17 protein-coding genes are annotated in these 23420 nt (G+C 42.3%); 11 read left to right on the top strand and 6 right to left on the bottom strand.

The window, feature by feature from the left end; genetic code table 11:
• The first annotated feature begins 9 nt into the window (after positions 1 to 9).
• Genes BFP75_RS04955 through BFP75_RS04930 form a run of 6 tightly spaced genes read left to right on the top strand, consistent with a single transcriptional unit; the run spans position 10 to position 6439 of the window.
• On the top strand, positions 10 to 978 hold the full coding sequence (locus tag BFP75_RS04955; RefSeq protein ID WP_099543881.1) for a UDP-glucuronic acid decarboxylase family protein: 969 nt from the start codon (positions 10 to 12) through the stop codon (positions 976 to 978).
• A 13-nt stretch (positions 979 to 991) separates the two neighbouring features.
• Positions 992 to 2200 (top strand): glycosyltransferase, encoded by a 1209-nt coding sequence (locus tag BFP75_RS04950; RefSeq protein WP_099543879.1) that lies wholly within the window; start codon positions 992 to 994, stop codon positions 2198 to 2200.
• A gap of 6 nt (positions 2201 to 2206) precedes the next feature.
• Positions 2207 to 3385: a glycosyltransferase family 4 protein gene (locus tag BFP75_RS04945; RefSeq protein ID WP_206073486.1), complete on the top strand. Its 1179-nt coding sequence runs from the start codon at positions 2207 to 2209 to the stop codon at positions 3383 to 3385.
• On the top strand, positions 3382 to 4575 hold the full coding sequence (locus BFP75_RS04940) for a glycosyltransferase (protein ID WP_099543877.1): 1194 nt from the start codon (positions 3382 to 3384) through the stop codon (positions 4573 to 4575). Before BFP75_RS04945 ends, BFP75_RS04940 begins: the two co-directional genes overlap by 4 nt.
• 2 nt (positions 4576 to 4577) lie before the next feature.
• Positions 4578 to 5216 carry an acyltransferase gene (locus BFP75_RS04935; protein ID WP_099543875.1) on the top strand — a complete coding sequence of 213 codons (639 nt, stop codon included), beginning with the start codon at positions 4578 to 4580 and terminating at the stop codon, positions 5214 to 5216.
• 11 nt (positions 5217 to 5227) lie between these two features.
• Positions 5228 to 6439, top strand: a complete 1212-nt coding sequence (locus BFP75_RS04930; RefSeq protein ID WP_240531698.1) for a glycosyltransferase family 2 protein — start codon at positions 5228 to 5230, stop codon at positions 6437 to 6439.
• Here BFP75_RS04930 and BFP75_RS04925 read toward each other — a convergent pair.
• Positions 6436 to 7572, bottom strand: a complete 1137-nt coding sequence (locus BFP75_RS04925; protein WP_099543871.1) for a hybrid sensor histidine kinase/response regulator — start codon at positions 7570 to 7572, stop codon at positions 6436 to 6438. The genes BFP75_RS04930 and BFP75_RS04925 overlap by 4 nt on opposite strands.
• Before the next feature lie 218 nt (positions 7573 to 7790).
• Here BFP75_RS04925 and rfbB point away from each other — a divergent pair, with 218 nt between their 5' ends.
• Genes rfbB through galE form a run of 5 tightly spaced genes read left to right on the top strand, consistent with a single transcriptional unit; the run spans position 7791 to position 12208 of the window.
• A complete protein-coding gene (gene rfbB, locus BFP75_RS04920; protein WP_099543869.1) occupies positions 7791 to 8819 on the top strand; it encodes a dTDP-glucose 4,6-dehydratase in 1029 nt (342 codons plus the stop codon).
• Between the two features lie 34 nt (positions 8820 to 8853).
• Positions 8854 to 9714: a glucose-1-phosphate thymidylyltransferase RfbA gene (gene rfbA, locus BFP75_RS04915; protein ID WP_099543866.1), complete on the top strand. Its 861-nt coding sequence runs from the start codon at positions 8854 to 8856 to the stop codon at positions 9712 to 9714.
• Between the two features lie 4 nt (positions 9715 to 9718).
• Complete coding sequence (gene rfbC / locus BFP75_RS04910; protein WP_099543864.1) at positions 9719 to 10267, top strand: dTDP-4-dehydrorhamnose 3,5-epimerase; 549 nt, start codon at positions 9719 to 9721, stop codon at positions 10265 to 10267.
• Between the two features lie 9 nt (positions 10268 to 10276).
• Positions 10277 to 11161 carry a dTDP-4-dehydrorhamnose reductase gene (rfbD, locus tag BFP75_RS04905; protein WP_099543862.1) on the top strand — a complete coding sequence of 295 codons (885 nt, stop codon included), beginning with the start codon at positions 10277 to 10279 and terminating at the stop codon, positions 11159 to 11161.
• 12 nt (positions 11162 to 11173) lie between these two features.
• Complete coding sequence (galE, locus tag BFP75_RS04900) at positions 11174 to 12208, top strand: UDP-glucose 4-epimerase GalE (RefSeq protein ID WP_099543861.1); 1035 nt, start codon at positions 11174 to 11176, stop codon at positions 12206 to 12208.
• A 42-nt stretch (positions 12209 to 12250) separates the two neighbouring features.
• Here the strand turns inward: galE and BFP75_RS04895 are convergent, their stop codons facing one another.
• The 5 genes from BFP75_RS04895 to BFP75_RS04870 all read right to left on the bottom strand — a co-directional run bounded on the left by BFP75_RS04895 (position 12251) and on the right by BFP75_RS04870 (position 23418).
• Positions 12251 to 14575 (bottom strand): BamA/TamA family outer membrane protein, encoded by a 2325-nt coding sequence (locus BFP75_RS04895; RefSeq protein ID WP_099543859.1) that lies wholly within the window; start codon positions 14573 to 14575, stop codon positions 12251 to 12253.
• Positions 14576 to 14591: 16 nt separating this feature from the next.
• Positions 14592 to 19568: a translocation/assembly module TamB domain-containing protein gene (locus tag BFP75_RS04890; RefSeq protein ID WP_099543857.1), complete on the bottom strand. Its 4977-nt coding sequence runs from the start codon at positions 19566 to 19568 to the stop codon at positions 14592 to 14594.
• Between the two features lie 47 nt (positions 19569 to 19615).
• Entirely contained in the window at positions 19616 to 19822 is a 207-nt protein-coding gene (locus tag BFP75_RS04885; protein WP_099543855.1) for a hypothetical protein, read from the bottom strand.
• A gap of 402 nt (positions 19823 to 20224) precedes the next feature.
• Entirely contained in the window at positions 20225 to 21325 is a 1101-nt protein-coding gene (locus tag BFP75_RS04875; protein WP_099543853.1) for a DUF4407 domain-containing protein, read from the bottom strand.
• Between the two features lie 113 nt (positions 21326 to 21438).
• Positions 21439 to 23418 (bottom strand): M56 family metallopeptidase, encoded by a 1980-nt coding sequence (locus BFP75_RS04870; protein WP_099543850.1) that lies wholly within the window; start codon positions 23416 to 23418, stop codon positions 21439 to 21441.
• Between the last annotated feature and the right edge of the window lie 2 nt (positions 23419 to 23420).

Below are 23420 nucleotides of genomic sequence, written 5' to 3'. Positions count from 1 at the left end.
CATAAAGACATGAAAAGAATATTGGTAACCGGTGGTGCAGGTTTTGTAGGCTCACACCTTTGCGAACGTCTGTTGAGCGAAGGCAACGAAGTAGTCTGTATGGACAACTATTTTACGGGTAGAAAGAGTAAAATAGTGCACCTTATGGACAATCCATACTTTGAGCTTATAAGGCATGATGTAACCTTGCCCTATTTTATCGAGGTGGATGAAATCTATAATTTGGCGTGTCCGGCTTCTCCGGTCCATTACCAGCATAATCCTATAAAGACTATAAAAACTTCGGTATTGGGCGCTATCAATATGTTGGGCTTGGCCAAACGTATCAATGCCAAAATATTACAGGCTTCTACTAGTGAGGTATATGGCGATCCGGAAATACATCCGCAGCCAGAAAACTACTGGGGCCATGTAAATCCAATAGGGATCCGTTCCTGCTATGATGAAGGGAAACGATGTGCGGAGTCCCTGTTCATCAATTACCACCATTCCAATGACGTCTTGGTAAAGATCATTCGCATCTTCAATACCTACGGACCTAGAATGGAACCGGACGATGGTAGGGTTGTTTCCAACTTTATTATGCAAGCCCTTCAAGGAAAGGATATTACCGTATTTGGGGAGGGAACCCAGACCCGAAGTTTTCAATATGTAAGCGATCTGGTTGATGGAATGATAAAAATGATGGATACCGATGACGATTTTATCGGGCCCATAAACATTGGGAATCCCGGTGAGTTCACCATGCTGGAACTCGCCCAAAATATCATTGAAATTACGGGTTCAAAATCAAAGATCATTCACCTGCCATTACCATCGGACGATCCCATGCAACGCAAACCAGACATTTCCCTGGCCAAAGAAAAACTAAAGGACTGGGAACCTTCTGTCGACCTAAAATCCGGTTTGATCAAAACGATCGAGTATTTCGATAATATGTTGCAGGACCAATCCATAAAGGCATTGGTGAATTCCTAAGTAGCCCCTCAATATGGATGTTCTTAGAATCATAGCGTACATTTTGGAGGTGCTCTTGATCGCCTATTTCGGCTTTGCTGCCTTCTACGTGTTCATCTTTGCCCTGGCCGGAGTCTTTAAGGCGCCAAATCGGGCAAGAATCATGAACAGGGAACGTAAGTTTGCCGTGCTCATTCCTGGGTATAAGGAGGACAATGTCATCGTAGAAGTGGCACAAAGGGCGTTGGAACAGGAGTATCCAAAGGATTTGTTCGAGGTTGTTGTCATTGCGGATTCCTTTGAGAGGTCCACCTTGGAATCCCTAAGAAAACTGCCCTTGACCGTTTTGGAAGTATCTTTTGACAAAAGCACCAAGTCCAAGGCACTCAACAAGGCCATGGAGCTCTTGGGAGACGATTATCAGGTGGCCCTTGTATTGGATGCGGATAACATCATGGCAAGGGATTTCATCGCTAAAGTGAACGATGCCTTCAATAAAGGATTTAAGGTTGTGCAAGGACATCGTGTGGCCAAAAACACCAACACGGCCTTTGCCATTTTGGACGCCATAAGTGAGGAAGTGAACAACCACATTTTTCGAAAAGGGCATAGGGTGATGGGACTTTCCTCGGCCTTGATCGGGTCAGGGATGGCCTTTGATTATCATTTTTTCAAAAGGACCATGGCACAGGTAAATGCCGTGGGCGGGTTTGATAAGGAGCTGGAATTGAAGTTACTTAAGAACAGAAATACCATTGAATATTTGGCGGATGCCTACGTATTGGACGAAAAAGTCCAAAAGACCGATGTTTTCTCAAATCAAAGAAAGCGATGGCTTTCCGCACAATTTGTGTATTTCGGGCGTTTCGCCGCCTCGGGGCTAAAGGAATTGTTCTTAAGGGGGAATGTCGATTTTGCCGATAAGGTTTATCAAATGGTTTCCCCGCCACGTATTCTTTTATTGGGCATGGTGGTGCTCATCTCTATGGGTTATTTGTTATTCGATGTGTTTTCAGAGGCTTTAATATTGTTGGTCTCACCCTTGGCGTGGTACCTGATTTTTGGGATTACGGTTCTTTCATTTTTGTTGGCCGTACCCCAAAAATTTTATAACGGGGCCACATTGCGGGCCATTTGGACCTTGCCAAAGGCATTTGGGGTTATGTTCCTTTCGCTTTTTAAGCTAAAGGGTGCCAACAAGAAATTTATCCATACCCAGCATGGGACTATAAAAAGTAATTAAGAAAAGATGAAAATAGGTATTGAAGGCCAACGACTTTTTAGGGAAAAGAAACATGGCATGGACATGGTGGCTTTGGAATTGATCAAAAATCTCCAGAGGATAGATAGTGAGAACGAATATGTCATTTTCGTAAAACCTGATGTGGACCATACCTGTATTCCGGAAACTCCCAATTTTAAGGTCGTGGAACTCAAATCCCCGTTTGGATACCCAGGATGGGAACAGATTGAATTGCGCAAAGCGGCGGAACGAGAAGGCTGTGATATCCTCCATTGCACCAGCAATACAGGGCCCATTAACAGCACTATTCCAGTAGTGACTACCCTGCATGATATCATCTACTTGGAGAGTATCAGTCTCTTTAAAAAGGATGGTACCTGGTATCAAAAGTTGGGGAATATGTATAGGCGTTTTGTGGTGCCATCCGTAGTGAGACAAAGCAAAAAAGTCATAACTGTTTCCAACTATGAAAAAAAACGGATTCAGCAATATTTCGGATTTAAGGACGGAAAGCTATGCGCCGTTTACAATGGGGTAGGGCAACATTTTAAAAAGATAACCAACGGTTCGGAACTGCAGCAGGTAAAGATGGATTACGGTTTACCCGATAGATTCTTTTTCTTTTTGGGCAATACGGACCCCAAAAAAAATACGCCGGGGGTTATTGAGGCTTTTTCCGACTTTAACGATCAATACCCCAATACCTATACCTTGGTAATGTTGGACTACGAGGAGCGTGCCTTGCAAAAAATATTGGATACCCTTGGCAGGCCGGAACTTCGCAAAAGAATCCATTTGACCGGTTATGTTCCCAACGACAAATTACCGGCACTTATCAGCCAATGTACCGTGTTTTTATATCCGTCGTTACGGGAGAGTTTTGGAATTCCCATTTTGGAGGGGATGGCCTGCGGAGTGCCCGTAATTACCTCCAATACCTCATCCATGCCGGAAATTGCCGGGGAGGATGCGGCCATGATAGTCAACCCCTTGCATCCATGGGAAATTACCGAAGCCATGGAAATGCTGGTTCAAGATAGGCAGTTGGCGGCAATGTTGGCCGAAAAAGGCATTGAGCGTGCCGCAAAATTCTCGTGGCGTACCATGGCAGCGGAGGTATTGGCCATTTACCACGAAGTATATCAGGAAGTATATCAAGAAAATAAAAACGTGATTGCGCAATGATCAAGGGAAGGGATATTGTAGTGATAGGCATACAGGCCTGGGATATCGAAATCGGTAGTAATTGCAAGAACATTGCGAGCGAGTTTTCCCGATTTAATAGGGTGTTGTATGTAAATCCTCCCTTGGACCGTGCCACTCTAAATAGGGAGGCCAATTCAGAAAGGATATTAAAAAGGATTCAGGTACGAAAAGGGTTGCAAGAGGATTTGGTCCCATTAGGAAAAAATCTTTGGAACCTTTACCCAAAAAATTTGGTCGAATCCATAAACTGGGTACCCTCTCATTCCCTGTTCAAAGTCTTGAACAAGAGGAACAACAGATTGTTTGCAGAGGACATACGTTCCGCCATGGAACGCCTCGACTTTAAGGATGTTTTGCTTTTCAACGACAGCTCCATGTTCTTGGGCTTTCACCTTAAGGAGCTATTGCCAATAAGTTCCTATACGTACTATATTCGCGATTATCTGATAAAAGTACCCTATTGGAAAAGGCATGGCGAGCGTATTGAACCCCAGCTGATAACAAAGGCCGATGTTGTCGTGAACAATTCTACGCTTTATGCGGAATATGGGGCCAAGTTCAACAAAAACAGTTTTATGGTGGGACAAGGGTGTGATGTGTCCCTCTTCAACGATGAAGAAAACAACATACCTATCCCAACGGAGTTCACCAATATCCCCGGACCTATTATTGGCTATGTGGGCTATTTGACTGGAATGCGCTTGGATATTGGTTTGTTGGAATATATGGCCCAAAAGAAAAAGGATTGGAGCATTGTATTGGTGGGGCCTGAGGACGATGCCTTTCGTAATAGTGCCTTGCATGAAATGGACAATGTATATTTTCTGGGAAGTAAGGACTCCAAGGAACTACCTGCATACGTGAAAGGTTTCGATATTGCCATGAACCCACAGGTGGTCAACGATTGGACTATTGGAAACTACCCTAGAAAGATTGATGAGTACCTGGCCATGGGGAAACCGGTATTGGCTACCCGCACCAAGGCGATGGAAATGTTCCAGGACCATGTCTATCTGGCGGAATCAAAAGAGGAATATATCACCTTGGCCCAAAGGGCTCTGAAGGAAAATTCATCGGAATTGGAGAAGTCTAGAATAGAATTTGCCAAAAGCCATACATGGGAAAATAATGTAGGGGCCATCTACGAGGCCATTCAAAAATCGGCTTGATTATGGGACTAAAAGACAGCATAAAACAAAGTACATCATTGAAGAAATTAGTGCACTGGGCCCTTGTGCCCAGGGGACAGGCAAGACCTCGATTATGGGTGCAGTGGTTCGTAAACCCCTTTTACCACAAAAAGGGAAGGGAAGCCAAAATCCGACGGCGAACTCGTATGGACGTACTTCCCTGGAACCGTTTTGAGTTGGGCAGAAACTCCACTGTTGAGGATTTTACCACCATAAACAACGGTGTAGGGCATGTTATCATTGGGGACAACACCCGTATCGGGTTGGGGAATACCCTTATTGGTCCGGTTAATATTGCCAACGATGTTCGATTGGCGCAGAATGTGGTGCTTTCCGGATTGAACCATAATTATGAGGATGTTACACGGCCCATTCATGAACAGGGGGTTTCCACCTCGCTGATCCGCATAGAAGAGGCCTCCTGGATCGGTGCGAACGTGACTATAGTGGCCGGCGTAACGGTAGGAAGGCACTGTATCATCGCCGGAGGAAGCGTGGTCACCAAGGACATCCCTCCCTTTTCCGTAGCTGTGGGCAACCCGGCACGGGTCATCAAACAATACAACCATCTCACCGGGGAGTGGGAATCGGTAGTGAAAAAACAATCTATAGCCATTTAAAGTTTATGAACATGTTAGCATTGGAGGTTCTTTTTTGGATTGCATTATTCGTCATTTTCTATTCCTACTTGGGGTACGGTATCCTACTGTTCGCCATGATTAAGGTAAGGCGACTTTTGGGCATGGACAAAAAGTTTGAGGAGAACGAGGACTATGAGCCCGAGGTGACTTTGTTCGTGGCGGCCTATAATGAAAAGGAGTATCTGGATGCCAAGGTCAACAATTCCAAAAGCTTGAACTATCCACAAAACAAAATAAAACAACTCTGGGTGACCGATGGTTCCGATGATGGTACACCTGGATTATTGAAAAAATATGACGGGGTGCAGGTTTTGCATCAGCCGGAACGGAATGGGAAAATTGCTGCTATGAATCGGGGGATGGCCTTTGTGGACACGCCCATTGTAATTTTTTCCGATGGGAATACCACCTTGGGAAAGGATGCCATTAAGGAGATCATAAGGTTGTTCAGAAATCCTAAGGTTGGATGTGTTTCCGGGGAAAAACGGATATACTCCAAAGAGGCCGATGCCGCCGCGGGTGCGGGTGAAGGCTTGTACTGGAAATACGAATCGCAATTGAAAAAATGGGATGCCGAACTATATTCCGTTGTAGGTGCGGCGGGCGAGCTTTTTGCCATTAGAACGGAACTTTGGCAGGAGGTTGAAAAGGATACCTTGTTGGATGATTTTATGATCTCGTTACGCGTGGCTATGTCCGGCTACACCATTCAATACAACCCGGAAGCGTACGCCATTGAAGAGGCTTCCGCCAACGTAAAGGAAGAATTGAAACGGAAAGTGCGAATTTCTGCGGGTGGGTTGCAGTCCGTCGTGCGGTTGGCGCCCTTATTGAATATTTTTAAATACGGGACGTTATCGTTTCAATACATATCCCACAGGGTATTGCGATGGACCTTGACGCCCTTTTTTCTTTTATTGTTAATTCCAATAAATTTGGTTTTGGCGTTGAATGAAGGTATTTTTTCCTTGGGCATCTATTCCCTTTTATTTTGGGGGCAGGTGCTTTTCTATGCTGCCGCCCTATTGGGCTGGTTTTTGGAAAACCGACAGATCAAGGTCAAGGTTTTGTTCGTGCCCTATTACTTCTTTATCATGAACCTTTCGGTGTATCTCGGTTTGGGAAGATATCTTAAAGGTAGTCAATCCGTGAATTGGGAACGTGCCAAGCGTGGCGGTGTCGCTGCAGAACCCGTAGCTTAGGTCAGGTTTTGGTCCAAGGGGAGGTTAAAGGTAAAGGAGCTGCCTTTCCCAGGTTCGCTATCAATGGTGAGTTTTCCTCCGTTCTTTTTGATGAAGATTTGACATAGGATAAGCCCCAATCCCGTTCCGGGCTCTTTTTCGGTGCCCAGTTGGCTAAAATGCTTCTTGGGATTCAGTATTTTTTTTATGTCCTCCTTGGCGATTCCTTGGCCGTTATCGGTAACCGATATATAGACCGACTTTCCTTTGTTCTCGACTTCAACCTTGATGGTCCCCTGTTTGGGCGTGAATTTTATGGCATTCGAGATTAGATTTCTCAGGACCGTTTTGGTGGTATTCATATCGGCCTGCGCATAAGTGTCCTCGGGTATTTCATTGATAAGTGTTATCTCTTTATGTTCGCTGGGCAGCTTAAGAAGCCTAAAAGTCTCTTCTACCATATCGTGCAGTACCAATTTCTCTGGTATAATTTCAATTTGCCCACTTTCCGATCTTCCCCACCCCAATAGGTTTTGTAATAGGTTTAAGGCCTCGTCCATGGTCCTTGAAATTTCATAAACGGTTCCGTTAATAAAATTTGGGGAGGTATGGTCTATTATTCCTCGCTGTATAAAGTCCATTTTAAGCTTGGCGGCACTTAATGGGGAGCGGAGGTCGTGGCCTATAATGGAAAACATCCTGTTCTTTATGGCAATATCTTCTTGGAGCTTTTTTGCCTGTTCATCTACTTTTCGTTTCGCCAAGGAAAGTTCAATGTGGGTCTTTACCCGCGCCTTTAACTCCAAGGGGTTGAACGGTTTGGTAATATAATCCACTCCGCCAAGTTCCAATCCCTTGATCTTGTTTTCCGTTTGGTCCAGTCCGGTAATAAAAATAATTGGCACTTCCTTCAATTTTCTATGTTCCTTAATTTTGGAACATAGTTCAAAACCGTCCATTTTGGGCATTTTTACGTCCAAAAGAAGTAGGTCGGGGACCGATTTTTCCAAAATTTCCATGGCCTCTAAGCTATGCTGGATGGCCGTAGTGCCAAAACCCAACTGCCTGATGAGGAAGCCCAGCATTTCTAGGTTCATCAATTCATCGTCAATTATGGCGATGTTGATCTGGGCTGTTTCCGGTTTTACTGTCATATTTTGGGCTGTTTTGGCGTTCAAAAGTAGGAAAATATATCCTATGCCTGTAATAGGGCCTTTGTGCTTGAACCTGGTTTAAGACTCATAAAAAGTAGCTAGTCTATACAAAATGGTTCTCTACCACAGGCTTTTTGCGTTTCACAACAAATAGTTGATAAAAAAATAAATGTAGGATTATATTTACAAAAGTTAAAATATAGGATAAACCGATATTCATGAAAAAAACAATTTTGGTTACTGGTGGGGCAGGATTCATAGGCTCCAATTTTATTCCCTACTATCTTGGGGAGCGATCTTCGATACACATCGTAAATTTGGATGCCTTAACCTATGCAGGGGATTCGAATAACCTAAAGGAAGTGGAGAACCACACCAGATATACCTTTGTAAAGGGGGATATATGTAATCGCGAACTGATCGAATCCTTGTTTGAAGAATATGATTTTATGGGGGTCGTCCATTTTGCGGCAGAGTCTCATGTAGATAATAGCATTACCAACCCAGATGCCTTCATGCAGACCAATATCATAGGTACCTTTAACCTGATCGATGTGGCCAAAAAGCATTGGATGGTGGCACCTGGAATATATAAGGAAGCTTATAAAGATTGTAGGTTTCACCATGTATCCACAGACGAGGTATATGGAACCTTGGGCAAGGAAGGCCTGTTTATGGAAACAACGCCCTATGCGCCTAATAGTCCCTACAGTGCTTCCAAGGCTTCATCGGATTTTATCGTGCGAAGCTACCACCATACCTATGGCATGGATGTGGTTACTACCAACTGTTCCAATAACTATGGACCCAAACAACACAATGAAAAACTGATTCCTACCATTATACGAAAGGCTTTTAACCAAGAGCCCATTCCTATTTATGGCGATGGGAGCAACATCCGTGATTGGTTATATGTTTTGGACCACTGTAAGGGAATCGCCTTAGCTTATGAAAACGGCAGGTCTGGAGAAACGTATAATATAGGGGGTAGAAACGAACGTAACAATCTATACATCGCACAGCGCATTTGTGACCTGCTGGATCAATTCAGGCCCGCTGCCAACGGTACCCCCTATCGTTCGCTGATTACGTATGTGAAGGACAGGGCGGGGCACGACTTTAGGTATGCGATTGACGCAACCAAAATAGAAAAGGAATTGGGTTGGAAGGCCGATGAAAACTTTGAAACGGGCATTGAAAAGACCATTTCCTGGTATATTGAAAAATATGAAAAAACCTTGGTCTAGGGCTTGACACCATTAACTCATAACATATAAACCGATGAAAGGAATAATATTGGCCGGTGGATCCGGAACTAGACTGCACCCATGTACGCTGGCCGTAAGCAAACAGTTGATGCCGGTGTATGATAAACCAATGATCTATTACCCATTGTCAACGCTCATGGAAGCGGGAATCTGGGAAATTCTGATCATTAGTACGCCCCATGATTTGCCCCATTTCAAAAAACTATTGGGTGATGGCAGTAAGTTGGGCTGTAAATTCGAATATGCGGTGCAGGAAGCTCCCAACGGTTTGGCCGAAGCCTTTATCATTGGGGAGAAATTCATAGGCCTGGACAAAGTAGCCCTTATCTTGGGGGATAACATCTTTTATGGAACTGGCCTTGAAAAATTACTTCAGGCCAATAATGATCCGGATGGTGGTATCATTTATGCCTATCACGTGAGCGATCCGGAGCGTTATGGGGTCGTTCATTTTGATGAGAAACGAAACGTACTCTCCATTGAGGAAAAACCGGCAAAACCAAAATCAAATTATGCGGTTCCTGGCATTTATTTTTATGATAACGAGGTGGTTTCCATTGCGAAAAATATAAAGCCCAGTAAACGGGGCGAGTTGGAAATTACGGATGTAAATAAAGAATATCTAAAACGGGGTAAATTAAAAGTGAGTATCTTGGATACCGGAACGGCCTGGTTGGACACAGGAACCTTCAATTCCTTGATGCAAGCTTCCCAGTTTGTACAGGTAATTGAGGAAAGACAAGGTTTGAAAATAGGTTCTATAGAGTCGGCCGCCTATAAAATGGGTTACATTACTAAAAATCAATTTAAAAAGATTACGGAGCCATTGCTAAAAAGTGGTTACAGTAAAACCTTATGGTCCGTGATATCATAGAAAAATGGAGATTGCAAAAACGAATATCAAGGATTGTTTTGAGATTGAACCAAAGGTTTTCAAGGACCAAAGGGGATATTTCTTTGAGAGTTTTAACGAGCAGCGGTTTAAGGAACTTACGGGCTTGGACGTGAATTTTGTTCAGGATAACCAGTCATTTTCCACCAAAGGTGTTTTGCGGGGACTTCATTATCAAGAAGGGGAAAGTGCCCAGGCCAAATTGGTTAGGGTGCTTCAAGGCAAAGTGTTGGACGTTGCGGTCGATATCCGAAAGGATTCCCCAACCTATGGCAATGTGTTCAAAACGATTTTATCCTCGGATAACCATAGACAACTTTTTATCCCTAGGGGATGTGCTCATGGCTTTGTGACCCTCAGCGAAACGGCTACCTTTTTCTACAAATGTGATAATTATTACGACCCCAAGGCAGAAGCGGGAATTATATACAACGACCACAATTTGAACATCGATTGGGAAATAAATGAAAGCGAACTCATCATTTCCGAGAAGGACCAAGTATTACCACGGTTCAAGGATTTGATACTTCATTAAGCAATTTTCATGCAGCGTAAAAAAAGAGTATTGGTGACCGGAGGCGCAGGTCAATTGGCAACTACCTTGCAAAGAACGGTTCACTCCATTGAAGAAAGCATTGAATTTGAATTCGCCAATTCAAAGGATATGGATATCACGAACCCAGGGGCGGTCACAGAATTTTTTAATAAGGGCAACTTTGATTATTGTGTCAATTGTGCAGCTTATACCCAGGTGGACAAGGCCGAGGAGGATTCAGAAACTGCATTGCTCATTAACCAACAAGGAGCAAAAAATCTGGCCAAGGCCTGTCACGGTTCCAATGCAAAATTAATACATATTTCCACAGATTTTGTTTTCGATGGTACCCAAAGTTCGCCATATAAGGAAACCGATAGACCCAGTCCCTTGGGTATTTACGGCCATTCCAAATTCAAGGGCGAACAGGAGGTGGTACGGAATATGGATCAATATTTCATCATACGTACTTCTTGGTTGTATTCGGCATACGGTCATAACTTCTTTAAGTCCATGCTCAAATATGGTAGGGAACGGGACCAATTATCGGTGGTATACGATCAAGTGGGCACGCCCACATCGGCACATGATCTATCCAAAGTAATCCTAAAAATCATTTCGGAGGAAATAGATAATTATGGAATCTATCACTTTAGCAATGAAGGCGTGGCCAGTTGGTACGACTTTGCAGCGGCCATCTTTGAAATCAACCAAATTGAGGTTGATTTAAGTCCCATTCGCTCCAAAGAATATCCAACGCCCGCAGAACGTCCGTCCTATAGTGTGTTGGACAAGGCAAAAATTAAACAGGTATTAAAAATGGACATTCCCCATTGGCGGGAAAGTCTGGTATCCGTCTCTGAAATTTTAAAAAGGGAGTCGGGGCACCTCTAAAAATAATAGTACATGAAAGTATTGGTAACCGGCGGACTCGGTTTTATAGGGTCCCACACTGTAGTAGAACTTCAAAATGAAGGTTTTGAAGTAGTCATCATCGATGACCTTAGTAATTCCTCGGAAGATGTCTTGGAAGGTATTGTATCTATAACGGGCAAAAAACCTGAATTTGTTCGTTTAGATCTTCGGGACAGAAACGCTGTTTCAAGTTTTTTTGCACAAAACAAAGATTTGGATGGTGTAATCCACTTTGCGGCCTACAAGGCGGTTGGTGAGAGTGTGGCCAAACCGTTGGATTACTATGAAAACAATCTGAATACACTCGTATACATGCTGCAGGAGCTGAGTGCCATGCAAAGGGCCCGCTTTATTTTTAGTAGTTCCTGTACGGTCTATGGGCAAGCCGATAAAATGCCGATTACAGAATCCGCTCCTGTAAAAGCTGCCGAATCGCCCTATGGCAATACCAAGCAAATTGGAGAGGAAATCATCAGGGATACCTGCAAGGTTACCCCTAATCTCCAGGCCATAGCCTTACGCTATTTTAATCCTATGGGTGCACACCCATCCGCCAATATTGGTGAATTGCCACTTGGTGTACCCCAAAATTTGGTGCCCTTTATTACACAAACCGGCGTAGGACTTAGAAAGGAACTTTCTGTCTTTGGTAGCGATTATCCTACTTCAGATGGTACCTGCATCCGCGATTACATTCACGTAGTGGACGTTGCAAAGGCCCATGTTGTGGCCCTGCAAAGACTGTTGAAAGAGGGTCATGAATCCAATTTTGATGTTTTCAACCTGGGCACGGGAACCGGAAGTACCGTTTTGGAGGTTATTGAAAGCTTTGAAAGGGTTTCCGGGGAAAAGTTGAACTATAAATTGGTAGATCGGCGCCCTGGTGATGTGATCACGGCCTATGCAGATACCACCAAAGCAAATGAAGTTTTGGGATGGAAGGCCCAATCTACGCTGGATGAAGCTATGAAATCCGCATGGGACTGGGAGCAGAAAATTAGACGACCTGAAGTTGTTAGCCAATAATATTTTGATTCATTCAATGTTTGAGCGGTAGTTGCCGTACCATTAGAATGGATAGCCTATGGCAAAATTCAGGGTCATTTTGTTCGCTTTGTCCCCAAAAAACGGAATGTTCCATCGGTCATTTACTGGGCGATAGGGAATACGGAACGGAGAGGCCAAGTCCAACCGAATCACAAAATTTTGAATGTCCACACGCGCACCGAAACCAAATCCAGCAGCAACTTCACGAATCCAATCCGATTCAAACTTACCGTCGGTGAACAAGGTATTGGAGAAATTACTGTTTTGTTGGTCGGCCTCCAATTCATCGTAATTTCCCGTAAGCCAAACGTTACCCGCATCCACAAAAAGGGCCCCTTTTAAATAGGAATAAATTGGAAATCGGTATTCCAAGTTGGCTTCCAGTTTTAGATTACCGGAACGGTCAAAATAGTCTGTAGTGGACTCATTTTCTTGGGCATTGAAATTACCTGGACCCAAGGAGCGTATGTCAAAAGCCCTGACGCTATAAGGCCCGCCGGAAAAAAACTGCTTTATAAAGGGCATGGTCTCACTATTTCCATAAGGCACGCCCCACCCGGCATAAACCCTGGTTACCAAGGACTGTTCCTTGCCCCAACGCAGATAAAACCTAAAGTCTGCATCTACCTTGGCATATTGTGCGTATTCCGAACCTATTATGGTTCCAGAACCACCATCGAGCAAACTAAAAAGGTTACCGGCAATATCCATGTTCGTGGAGAAGAAAATAGGATAATCCTTATCCAAATCGGATACTTCATCGTATGTAAATCCATACATAAGTCCGGCTATAAAGCGTTGTTCAAAACTTCTTCTTAGAAACGGATTGTCATCTAAAATGGTTTGAAATTCATCGGTTACATTGGATAAACGAGAGTAGTTGATGCTGATGGGATCCAGTTGATGGTATACGTACTTATTCTCTTTCCAGGTATATCCAAAGGAACCGTTAATGGAACTCAAGGTGAAAAGCTGACTACGTCGTAGGAAGTCAATTCCCGTGGAAATCTTGGTTTTAGGGACGGAATACCTAAAATTTCTGGGTGAAAAAGGGATGGTTCTTGGAAAAATCAAATCGCCCTTTATACCATAAGCAATGCTGCTTAAATTGGAATTATTCCCGGAGGAGAGCTGTGACTCATAGGAGAAATGGGTGGATAGGCTCAAGGTTTCTCCGCCTTTGAACAAATTTCTATTGCTATAGGTCAGTTGCACACCGGGCCCTGTAAATCCGTTGGATTTTGTAACGGCCTGTACCTCTGCCCGAAGGGAACGTTTGGTCAACGGTGCCAAATAGATTTCTGCCGCTAGGGAACCGTAATCGCCATCGGTCATGGTGGTATCCAACTCCGTATATTGAATATTCACATATTTGTAGCTTCCCAAGGAAGCAAGTCTATCGCTGGTAATCTTAGAGGTATTAGCATTATAAAGATCCCCTTCTTTAAAGAGAAGATAGGTCTCTAGCAATTCGGGTTTAAAGAAATATTCGTTCTGTATAAAATCGGTTCCATTGACCGTTACCGGATTTTGTCGTGATTTTGGTATGGTATCCCCTTCCACGGAATAATTTGGATATACCGTTATGGAATCTATTGTATAGGGCATGGCCGATTTTTTCGGCACTTCTTTTTTCAATCTAAGAAACAAGTCGTATTTCCTGTTTTTATATTGATTGGTATCCGCCTCGAAAATGAGAAGATTTGCCTGACTGTTATAATAGCCACGTTGTTTTAGATTGAAATCCAAACGTTCCCGTTCTGCCTTCAGAAGGTCAAGATCAAAACGGTCGTTCTTGGATAAGGGCGTATCCTTGATGAGCTCTGACATTTCCCTGTAAATGGGGAGGGAATCATTGTCCAGTTGGTAGTTTTCCAAGGTATAGGGCTGTGGTACTGTAGCCGCATAATTTACCGATGCATATTTTTCTTTCAAGACTGGTTCTGAGCTTGTTTGACTATAGAAGAAGCCATTGTTGTCCAAACGGTTCAATAGCAATTCCTCTACTTTTTCCGGTTTGACCTCGGAAAAATAGACCGGTTCCTCACCAAAGGATTTGTTCAAAAATCTATAAATAAAACCTGGTTTTTCACGTTGTGCCTTGTAATAAAAAAACAGGGCCGGTCTCATGCCCAAAAACCTTGTATTGGGATTGGGTTCGATAAGATTGACCAACTCGGTTTTAACATCTTTTAACCCCTTGAATTCACCAATGGTGTCCAATTCCAATTGGGCACCCGTATACAGCCGCTCACCTTCCGGGATGTACTTTTCTATACTACATGATTGTATTAGGAAAATTCCCAGTCCAAATAAAAAAAGATATTTTATGATAGATTTTTTCAAAGAATCGGTTTCAGGTTCATGGTTTGTCTTTTCCTTTTTTAGGGTTGTCTTCTGTTTTGGTCGTATTCTTCACCGGATTGAACAACTGACTAAACTTATTGAACTCCCGATCAAAAATAAAGGCAAGTCCCGTAACAATAAGTTGCCCGTCTATGATATTTTGATATTCCTGTCTTCTAAATCCTTTTAGGCGATAGGTTCCTTCCTCTGTCAATAGATACTCCAAGGTTACGTTTCCAATAAGGGGTGTAGCGGTATCGGAATTGGAAGCACTTCCCTCCACGTCCACGGCACTACCCGCTGTAACGATCAAACGGTCATTGAACAGTTTCTTACTTGCATTGATATTCAATTGGGTTCTATTTTGATAACTGTTACCCTGATTCTCCTGGAAGCTGTCCAGATCAAAATCCAGTTCAAAACCACTATTGCCCAAAAGCTTATTGGAGATGGAGTTGAGTTCGCCGGACAGCACTTTATTTACATTGTTTCGGGCCAAGGCCACGGCACCACCACTACTTCCATCACTTCCTGAGGTGGGATAGAATCGGTTCAAGGCCAGTAGGGAAAAAACCTGTTTGTTGAGTTCTGATTCCTGCTCGTTCAACTGTTGTATGCGGCCATAAACAGCTCCGCCATAGGTTCCCCGTATATTCTCGGGCATGTCCAATGCAAAGGATAGTTCTGGGGTCGTAATTTCACCTCCAACATTTAGATACACCAAAAAGGTGGACGATCTCTGGTATTGTCTGGAAATCCCGGTATCCTGCCCAAAGCTTATGGAAGACATTAGGGGAGCAGCCGAGGTTTCAATTTCATAGATGGCCGTAACGTCCAGTTTTGCATTATAGGGATCACCGGTCCATACCACGCTACTTCCTTCGTTAATCTTAAACTCTCTGCTCACCAGATTATAAAGGCTTGTTCTGTAGAATCCAGAATTTAGCTCGAGTCTTCCCGATAATCGTATATCCTGATTTGGATCAATATTGAGGTTTAAAGTCGCATTACCGGAGGCTTGTAGTTTATCCTGCGTTTTTTCATCCAAGACGATTGTGAATGTGGCTTCATCCGAAATTTCCAGTGTGGTATTGATATCCATACCGGCAAAGATTGAACTGGTCGTTTCACCGGTGGTTCGTGTCAATATGGCATCAGGGTTTTCACGATTAACAAAAATTACGACGCCTTCCCTTTCCTGTATTTCATATTGGCTTTGGGGAACCAAATAGGTCAGGTCTGTTGCATCACCAATACGGAGCCTACCATTTATTACGGGTAATGCTATATTTCCCGTCACCTTCAAATCCGTGTCGACCATAGCCTTGCCATATACCAAATCGTTATCTCCTTTTTTGGAATCCAGTACCGTGAATTTCTCCGCTTGGACAGCAAGGTCGAATTCCGGGTTAAAAAGATCGGCCGTAATTATGGTTCCATCCAAAGTGAATGTTCCGTTGTCTGAATCGTTTACTTTAAAAGCATTAAAGGTGATTTCCTCTTCGTTTAAATAGAGCTGCTGTTCGTTGATGTTCAAATTTGTTTTATAATCTGCCAGTGTAAGACCTACGTCATTGAAATTTAACCTGCCGGAGTAGTCGGGATTACTAAGCGAACCATTGAACAACATACTCCCTGAGAGATATCCGGACGGATTTGAAATTTGATCCCTGAGAAAGCCCTGTATGATACGTGTTTGAAATTTTTGAATGTCCAGTTCCAGGTTTAAATCGGCATCATTTTGTTTGGCGATATAATCTCCGGTAAGTCTAAGGTCTGCTCCCCCATCTTTTAATATTAGATTAAAATCATAGTCGTTCAGGGATTTGGAGGAGGCATTTAGGCTTAAGGTCCCTAGCGGATTTCCCATGAGTCGGAATTCTGAAATATCCAATTCCGAAACCAAACCGGTAGCGTCATACGGGTTGAGTATTACAAAATTACCCTCGACTTTACCCTTGGCAATGGGTTCATCGGGATTCAACAGACTTAAAAGGGATTGCAATTGGAAGTTTTCAAAAATGATTCCTATATGGTCGGTATTCATTTTAGGAACCTTTGTTGAAATTTGAAACGACTGGTTGTTTCTAGAAAGAATCAGATTTTGAAAATCAGTATAGGATTCTGCTATAACTATTTTGTTATCCTCCGGCACTTGCCATAGTTTTTTATTGAGGGTAAGATTTTTGGGAACGACATGGAGGGTCAGGGTATCTTTTTTAAATACCAATTCAGAGTTGATATGCATTATCTGGGTGGTGTCGTTTACGGAATTAAAATCCAACACCAATTCCTTGTTTTGCAGGTTTCCTCTTAAATAGGATTTTTTTAAGTGAAGCGGTTGGTACTCAAAACTGGAAAGACCTGCGGAAAAATTAAGGTTTAGGGAATCACCAAGTACGTTTACAGCAACACTGTCAACCATACTGCCGGCATAGGAGAATTTGGGAATGAATAGCTCACCGTCAATCTGTCTTGAACGGGCATCAAACTGGGCATCAATATGTACCGAGTCCAGATCTTGGACGCCATCAAAAAATACTTTTGAAATAATTGGGGTAGGGATAAGGGCCAATTTTAATTCCGCTTTTACATCGTCCAAATTAGTATTTCCCGCCTCCTCCATAAAGTAGTTTTCCAATTGCCTTTTCAAGGCATTATTGATTCTGTTGGGGGATGCATTTGAGAAGAGTCTTCCATTCAAAAAGCCACTCTCTATAGTCGCATCCGTAATGGAATCCTCCACGTGCGAATTAAAAATTACGGGAGAAATTTGATATTGCTCATTACCGGTCACCGCAACACCATTGTTAATGGTGGTTTGTACGGTGAAATTATTGGCGGTGCCCGAATAGGAACCGTTTATGTCAGCCGCAATTTTTATATCGTTCTTGGTAAAGCCTAGTTCCTGAAGGTCCGCACCTATTATGTTCGATGTAAACTTGATGTCATTTCCTTCCGTGGTTAAGTCAATAGACGTATCCGATGTAAGATTGAGATTTTTGTCCTGAACATTTAAGGATATATTACCAGAACCATTTTCTAGCGTTCCGGAAAGTCTAAGGTCCGTATAATTGTATGCATTGAATTGAAACTGGGAAATGGCACCCTTAATTTGGGCATCCATGGTAGAAAGTTCCGAACCAGTACCGGAACCTTCAATTTGAAGGGAAATAGTTCCCAGATTTTGGTTCTGCAATAGCGTTCCCAGTTGTAAACTATCAGTGCTGATTTGACCCTTGAATTGCTTTTGGGAACAGAAATCAGCGGTAGCATCCACATCTATTTTACCTTCTGGAATTACCAAGGCCAAATTAGTTTTTAAGGACTCCAAGGTTCCTTGGGCCGTTCCGTTGAGGGATAGTTTTTCGGGAATCTTAAAGGATACGTTCTTGGACAATATAAATTTTTCAAGGTCTTCTTTGATAGATTTTACGTCAATATTGTTCAAATTGAAGGAAAAGGCATCGGGTTGTGTGAGATTTGAAAGAGCTCCCTCCATGGTTATAATGGTATTGGGTCCCCAATTAAGTTCAGTGTCAAAGTCCTCTACTTTTTTCAAACTCCCCTTTGCCTTTAGGCTGCCCGAAATGGGGTGTTTCAAAAGGGAATCCAGATAGGTATTTTTTTGTAATTGGGGTATCCATCTGACAAAATCCCGTGGTTCCAGTTTGAGTTGCGTAAGGGTAACTTCCAGATTGCTGTCCGCTGGGTTCTCCATAGCTTTATCCAGAGAAGTATATTTTGTAGATACACTGGCATGGGCCTCACTTTGGTTTAGTTGTATGTTTAAATTGGAAATGAAGGCTTTTTTGTCCGTTAGACCTATTTCAAAACGCAAATGTTTTAGATCGATTCCGGTTGGCTCTGAGAACGAAAGGTTTTCTACTCCCAAATGTACATTTTTTGGATTGTAACTTGCATTTTCAGCTTTTAGCTGCAAGTCGTTTATTGCAAAGGCATCGTGGTTGAACAAGGTATCATTTTGTACGGCGCCATTTCGGGAAAAAGTAAAGGAGTTCGATTCTAGGTCAACACTATTCAGGGAAACTTCAAGTTGTGGCCACTCAAATCGAGTGTTTTCTTTTTGTATTGCAACGGTATCCACAGGTTGATGTAATGCCAAATCAATATGGGAGTCTTTCAGTAGAATATCCTCTGCCTTGTAGCTATTTTTGGAAAGGTCTATCTGCACATCCGATAATCCAATATCTTTAAGTTGCATTTGGGATGTTATTCCATCAGGTTGGGAATGGTAGGCCACGTTCACTTTTTTTAAATCGAAATTACCCAAATCAATGATGGGCATCGGGGTGGTAGTGGAGTCATTGGATTCAGGAAAATCATGGGTTTGATGATAGGTTATTTGGCTATCGGTCAACCTAAATCCGTCCACTGAAAATGTCATATCTTCCAGATTAAAAACATCTATTTGAGTCTCCAGGTTTCCAAGGGACACCACAAATTTTGTCCCCAAATAAGCATCGTCGTAGCGAACTTTCCAGTCTTTCAAATAAAAATCGCCCAAGGATATGGACATGGGTTTTGTGGTGGTAGTGGTATCCTTTGAGGTTGCGAATGCCTCCATCAGAAATGAAAAATTGAAGCCATTGGGATTTTTGGTCCTACCGATGTTCGCAATGAGTCCAGTGGCGTACACATCGTCAATGGACAATTCATTTTTAAAGAGTAGTGGGTAGATGGGTAAATCCATCTGAAGTTCTTTGGAGTAGAGCAGCGTATCGCCCTGTTTGTCCTCCAAGAAAACACCTTCTGTCTTGATGGCCCCTGAAAATGTTATGAAGACATGCTCCACCTCGACTTTTGTACCCGTTTTACTAGAAATAAAGTCGGTAATCTTGGTCACGATACTATTCTGTGCCCAAGGTGTCCTGATAATCAAGACCAAAATAAAGAATAGCAGCATAAGGGCCAGAAAAAACTTTCCCGCCGTTTTCAAAATCCGCTTTCGGTTCCATGTTTTGATTTTCATACATTCCTAAAGAAAAGAGATAGATTGGCAATTAGACCAAGGTCTTGTTATTCAGCGTTTACCAAAAGTGCTGTGGCGATGACAATAATCAAGGAAACAACAATAACCAGGTTGTAAACTCTTCTCTTTTTTTGCTTTCTTTCCTTCAAGCTACTCATACTTGTGCAAAAATACCTAGTAATATCAATGGCACGATGCTTATTTGCTATAAAGAGTATCTCTTTTGCGCCCATAAGAATCATTTCTATTTCCATTGGGTGATTTTAGCTGATTTCAAAGTGCTAAATAAAGGTAATGTTGCGACTTAGAATCGTAATTTATAAAGTTGAAAATATTGAAGAGCAAAATCTTGGTATGCCAAGGCGTTCAAAACTGAACCTTATTTTGATGAAACATTCTATGGAGGGTTTAGTATTCAGGCATATGAATTGGGTTTGCAACCGCAAGAGCAACCCACAACCTAGAAAATGTAAAGTGTAACGGCACTTTGGAGTGTAGCGGATATTCAGTCGGAATTAGAACGACTCCTAGGGCTTGGAGCTACGTTATATGAGGCTCCTAACAACGTAGGCGGGGAAATTATGGTAGCCTCAGTCAAGGTCCCTTGGGGTACTGTTATAGGCCTTATCTACAACCCGGAATTTAAATTGTCCAAACTACAGGTTTTTCACCTGAACTTCATGAAATTTATCCGCCTGTAGTCGCAACAGTTCTTCGGCTTTCTGCTTTTTGTAACCGTAAAGTTCCTCTTCACCTTTTAGATCCTCATAGATTTTCTGGTTGATTTCTCCATCCGTAGAAACTATAAGTTGTCTTTGAGCTACTTTCTGGGCTACCCATGAGCTAAGGATACTTTCCTGCTCCTCCAATTTGACGTTGTATTCTCCTTTGGGGGCCAATAACTTTGCGATGATAGGGGAAGTTTCAATCGCTAGGAACAATAGAAAAATAAAGAAGGAAGGAAACCACGGCAACTCACCCAAGGCCGTAATTCTGGCCATAAGACCATCAAAACCATCAATAATAGGTTGGGAATTTTTTACGACTTCGCTGTATTCCGTATCCAAAGCGGCAATTTGAGATTCTAACGCCTTTATTTTTTCACCATTGGCCACCTTTAATTCCTGTAGTTCCGCTAATGCCGCATCGTGTTTCTCACGTTTCTCCTTGTATACGGGCCCTTTCCCTAAAAGTCCGGTTCCGGCGGTTCCTTCTGCTTCGTTGATGTAGACATCGTAGAGCGCATTTGTTTCGGCTTCTTGGGTGGCAATTTCCGATTTTAAGTCAGATATATCCTGATTCAATTGTTCCACTTTTGGTGTGTACTGTAATGCCAATTGTTCCTTGTTGGCCAAGGTCAATTCATTTTTCTGCTCCAAAAGCACTTGATTGATTTCTTTTTCAAAAATTTTCATTTCCAAAGGTTTGGAAATGACTACGGCGATAATGATGGCCAATAAAATACGGGGAGTGGCCTGTAGCAATTCCTGTGAAAAATTAGTACGCTTTTTAATGGTGGAAACGATGAATCGGTCAAGGTTAAAAATTAAAAGTCCCCAAATAAGCCCAAAGAAAACTGCCGCATAAACACTATCAAAAACGGTATAAAGCGCGTAGCTACTGGCAATAAAGGCCATGACGGCCGTAAAAAAAACGGTTGCACCAATGCCGGCATATTTGTTTTGCTCCCCCTTGGAACAGGTTTTTAGTAGTTCTGAATCTGCCCCGGAACAGAGGATAAAAAAGTCTTGAAGCATGTTGATTTGTTTTTTGATTGATTAAAGCCTTACCTGTTAGAACGCTATTTGTAAAGGATTGTTACACAAAAAGCCCCGATTAAGGGGCTTTTAACAGTATTTCGCAAAAAAAGCTAGTTTTTTATATAAATAGGATGCACCGATAATTTGACCAAAGGTTTTTCACCGTTGGATTCCCTTAGGTCGATATTGATTTTGTTATTGGTTTTCACGACTTCCAATGCCTTTTTGGCGGAAATAGGTTTTCCGTTTAGCATAAAATCGGCACCTTCTTTTGTCCATTTTTCTATACTTTCTATGGGAGAGAGAGGGGTTGGCGGAGTAGGTGGCAGATTTGGAGTAGTTTCATTGATATATGTTGGAGGTAATAAAGGCTCTGGTTGTTTTGGCTGTGTTACACCTATGTTCCCACTGACTACATCATAAGGGTCCTGTTTCTCAATTATGGTTTCTATTTGGTTCGCTGCATAATCCGTATCCGAAACATTTTTTGGTGGTTCAGGTGCTTTTGGGGCAGGGGGAGGTGGAGGAAAATTTGGAAAAGGTTCCGCATCCGCTTTCTGTTTATCGGACATCAAACTGTAGATATATTCCAATCGCTCTACATCCGCCTTTAGGATTTTCATCTTATCCTTAGGCATGTCATTATAGTACTTAGCCAACTTATTATATTCCGCCATCTGATTTCTAGAGGCGCCGTCTTGTTGATTTTTGGGTAGACACTCTGGAAAAGGAAGGGCCTCTCTTTTTTGCGCTGTCGTCATCTGTTTGTAAATGGATTCCAAAACCTTCAAATCCGCTATAGGAATTATCCTTTTTTCAATGGGAATGGCATTATATTTTTTAGCAAGTCCGTTGTATTTTTTAATTTGGGATTGTTCCGTAACAGTTTCAATAAGAATACCAGTGTACATGGGTTCAGGCCCAATGACGTTTATTTGTGCAACACCATATTCCATTAATATACGGTCCACATCTTTTATAATCTTTTTAGGGGTGTCCGCCTCTACTTTAATGACAGCTTTAATTTGTTGTTCTCTTTCCGTTTTGGAGAGGCTTTGATTAAGTTTTAGAAGACGGTCTCCCAATTCTTCTACAGCAATCATCTCCCCTTCCTGAAAAAACAACTCTCCTTCTTTATTAATCCTGATTTCAATATTTTCTATTAGGATACCTACTTCATTAAAGACGGGCGTGTTCCTCTGCATTTCGATAAATTTTCTTTCACTAAAGCCTAGCAGTAGTAAAGCTAATAGTGGTAAGAGTAGAAAACTCCTTAGTACGATTGATTTTTTTGATGTTCTTTTTTTCATGACTGTAAAACGTTTTTTGATTGATGAATAATTAATGGCATTCGCAATGCCTGGCGACTGATAGTTGTCCAAGCTTTCCTGTGATAAGTAGGAAAGTAGTATGTTTTGATAATTGGAAGTGCCTTTTTCTTTTTTTAATACGGCACTATCTGCCAAAAACTCGTGATTTAGTTTGATGCTCTTTTTGAATAGATAAATTAAGGGATTGAACCAGAAAATTACTTGCAGGAACTCTATGATTAGTACATCCAAACTATGGTACTGTCGGGCATGGGTTTCCTCGTGAATTAAAACCGTTTCAGGGATGGCGTTGGATTCGAACTTGTTTTTATTCAGAAAGATGTAGTTGAAAAACGTATGTGGTGGCAACTTCTCTTTGAGCAAAACCTTAATGCTAAAATGTTCTTTTAATTTGGGATTGATACTGATGCGCTTTAGAATTTGGATTAAGTGCTTCGTAAAGCGAAACCCAAAACCGACAACTCCAATAAAGTAAATGGTCCATAAAAGCCTAGCCCAATTAATGACGTCCATGTCGGACGGCCGTTGGGCTATTTGAGGGGACACTAAAGAGGCGTCAGAAGTGGTGGAAATAGCTTGAGAAATAGTTGGCTCAACATACTCCACGAAGACAATGCCGGGGATGATGAAAGATGCCATTACCGCACTCAATAGAAAAAAGCGTTTAAAAACATGCATGTTTTCTCGCTCCAGTACTAATTTATAAAAGAGGAGTAAGATGGCCATGCAAGCCCCTGATTTGAGCAAATAATCTAACATTT

The organism is Maribacter sp. 4G9 (assembly GCF_002742265.1).
In the GTDB taxonomy this organism is placed as follows: Bacteria; Bacteroidota; Bacteroidia; order Flavobacteriales; family Flavobacteriaceae; genus Maribacter.
This window is presented reverse-complemented; position numbering and strand designations above follow the sequence as displayed.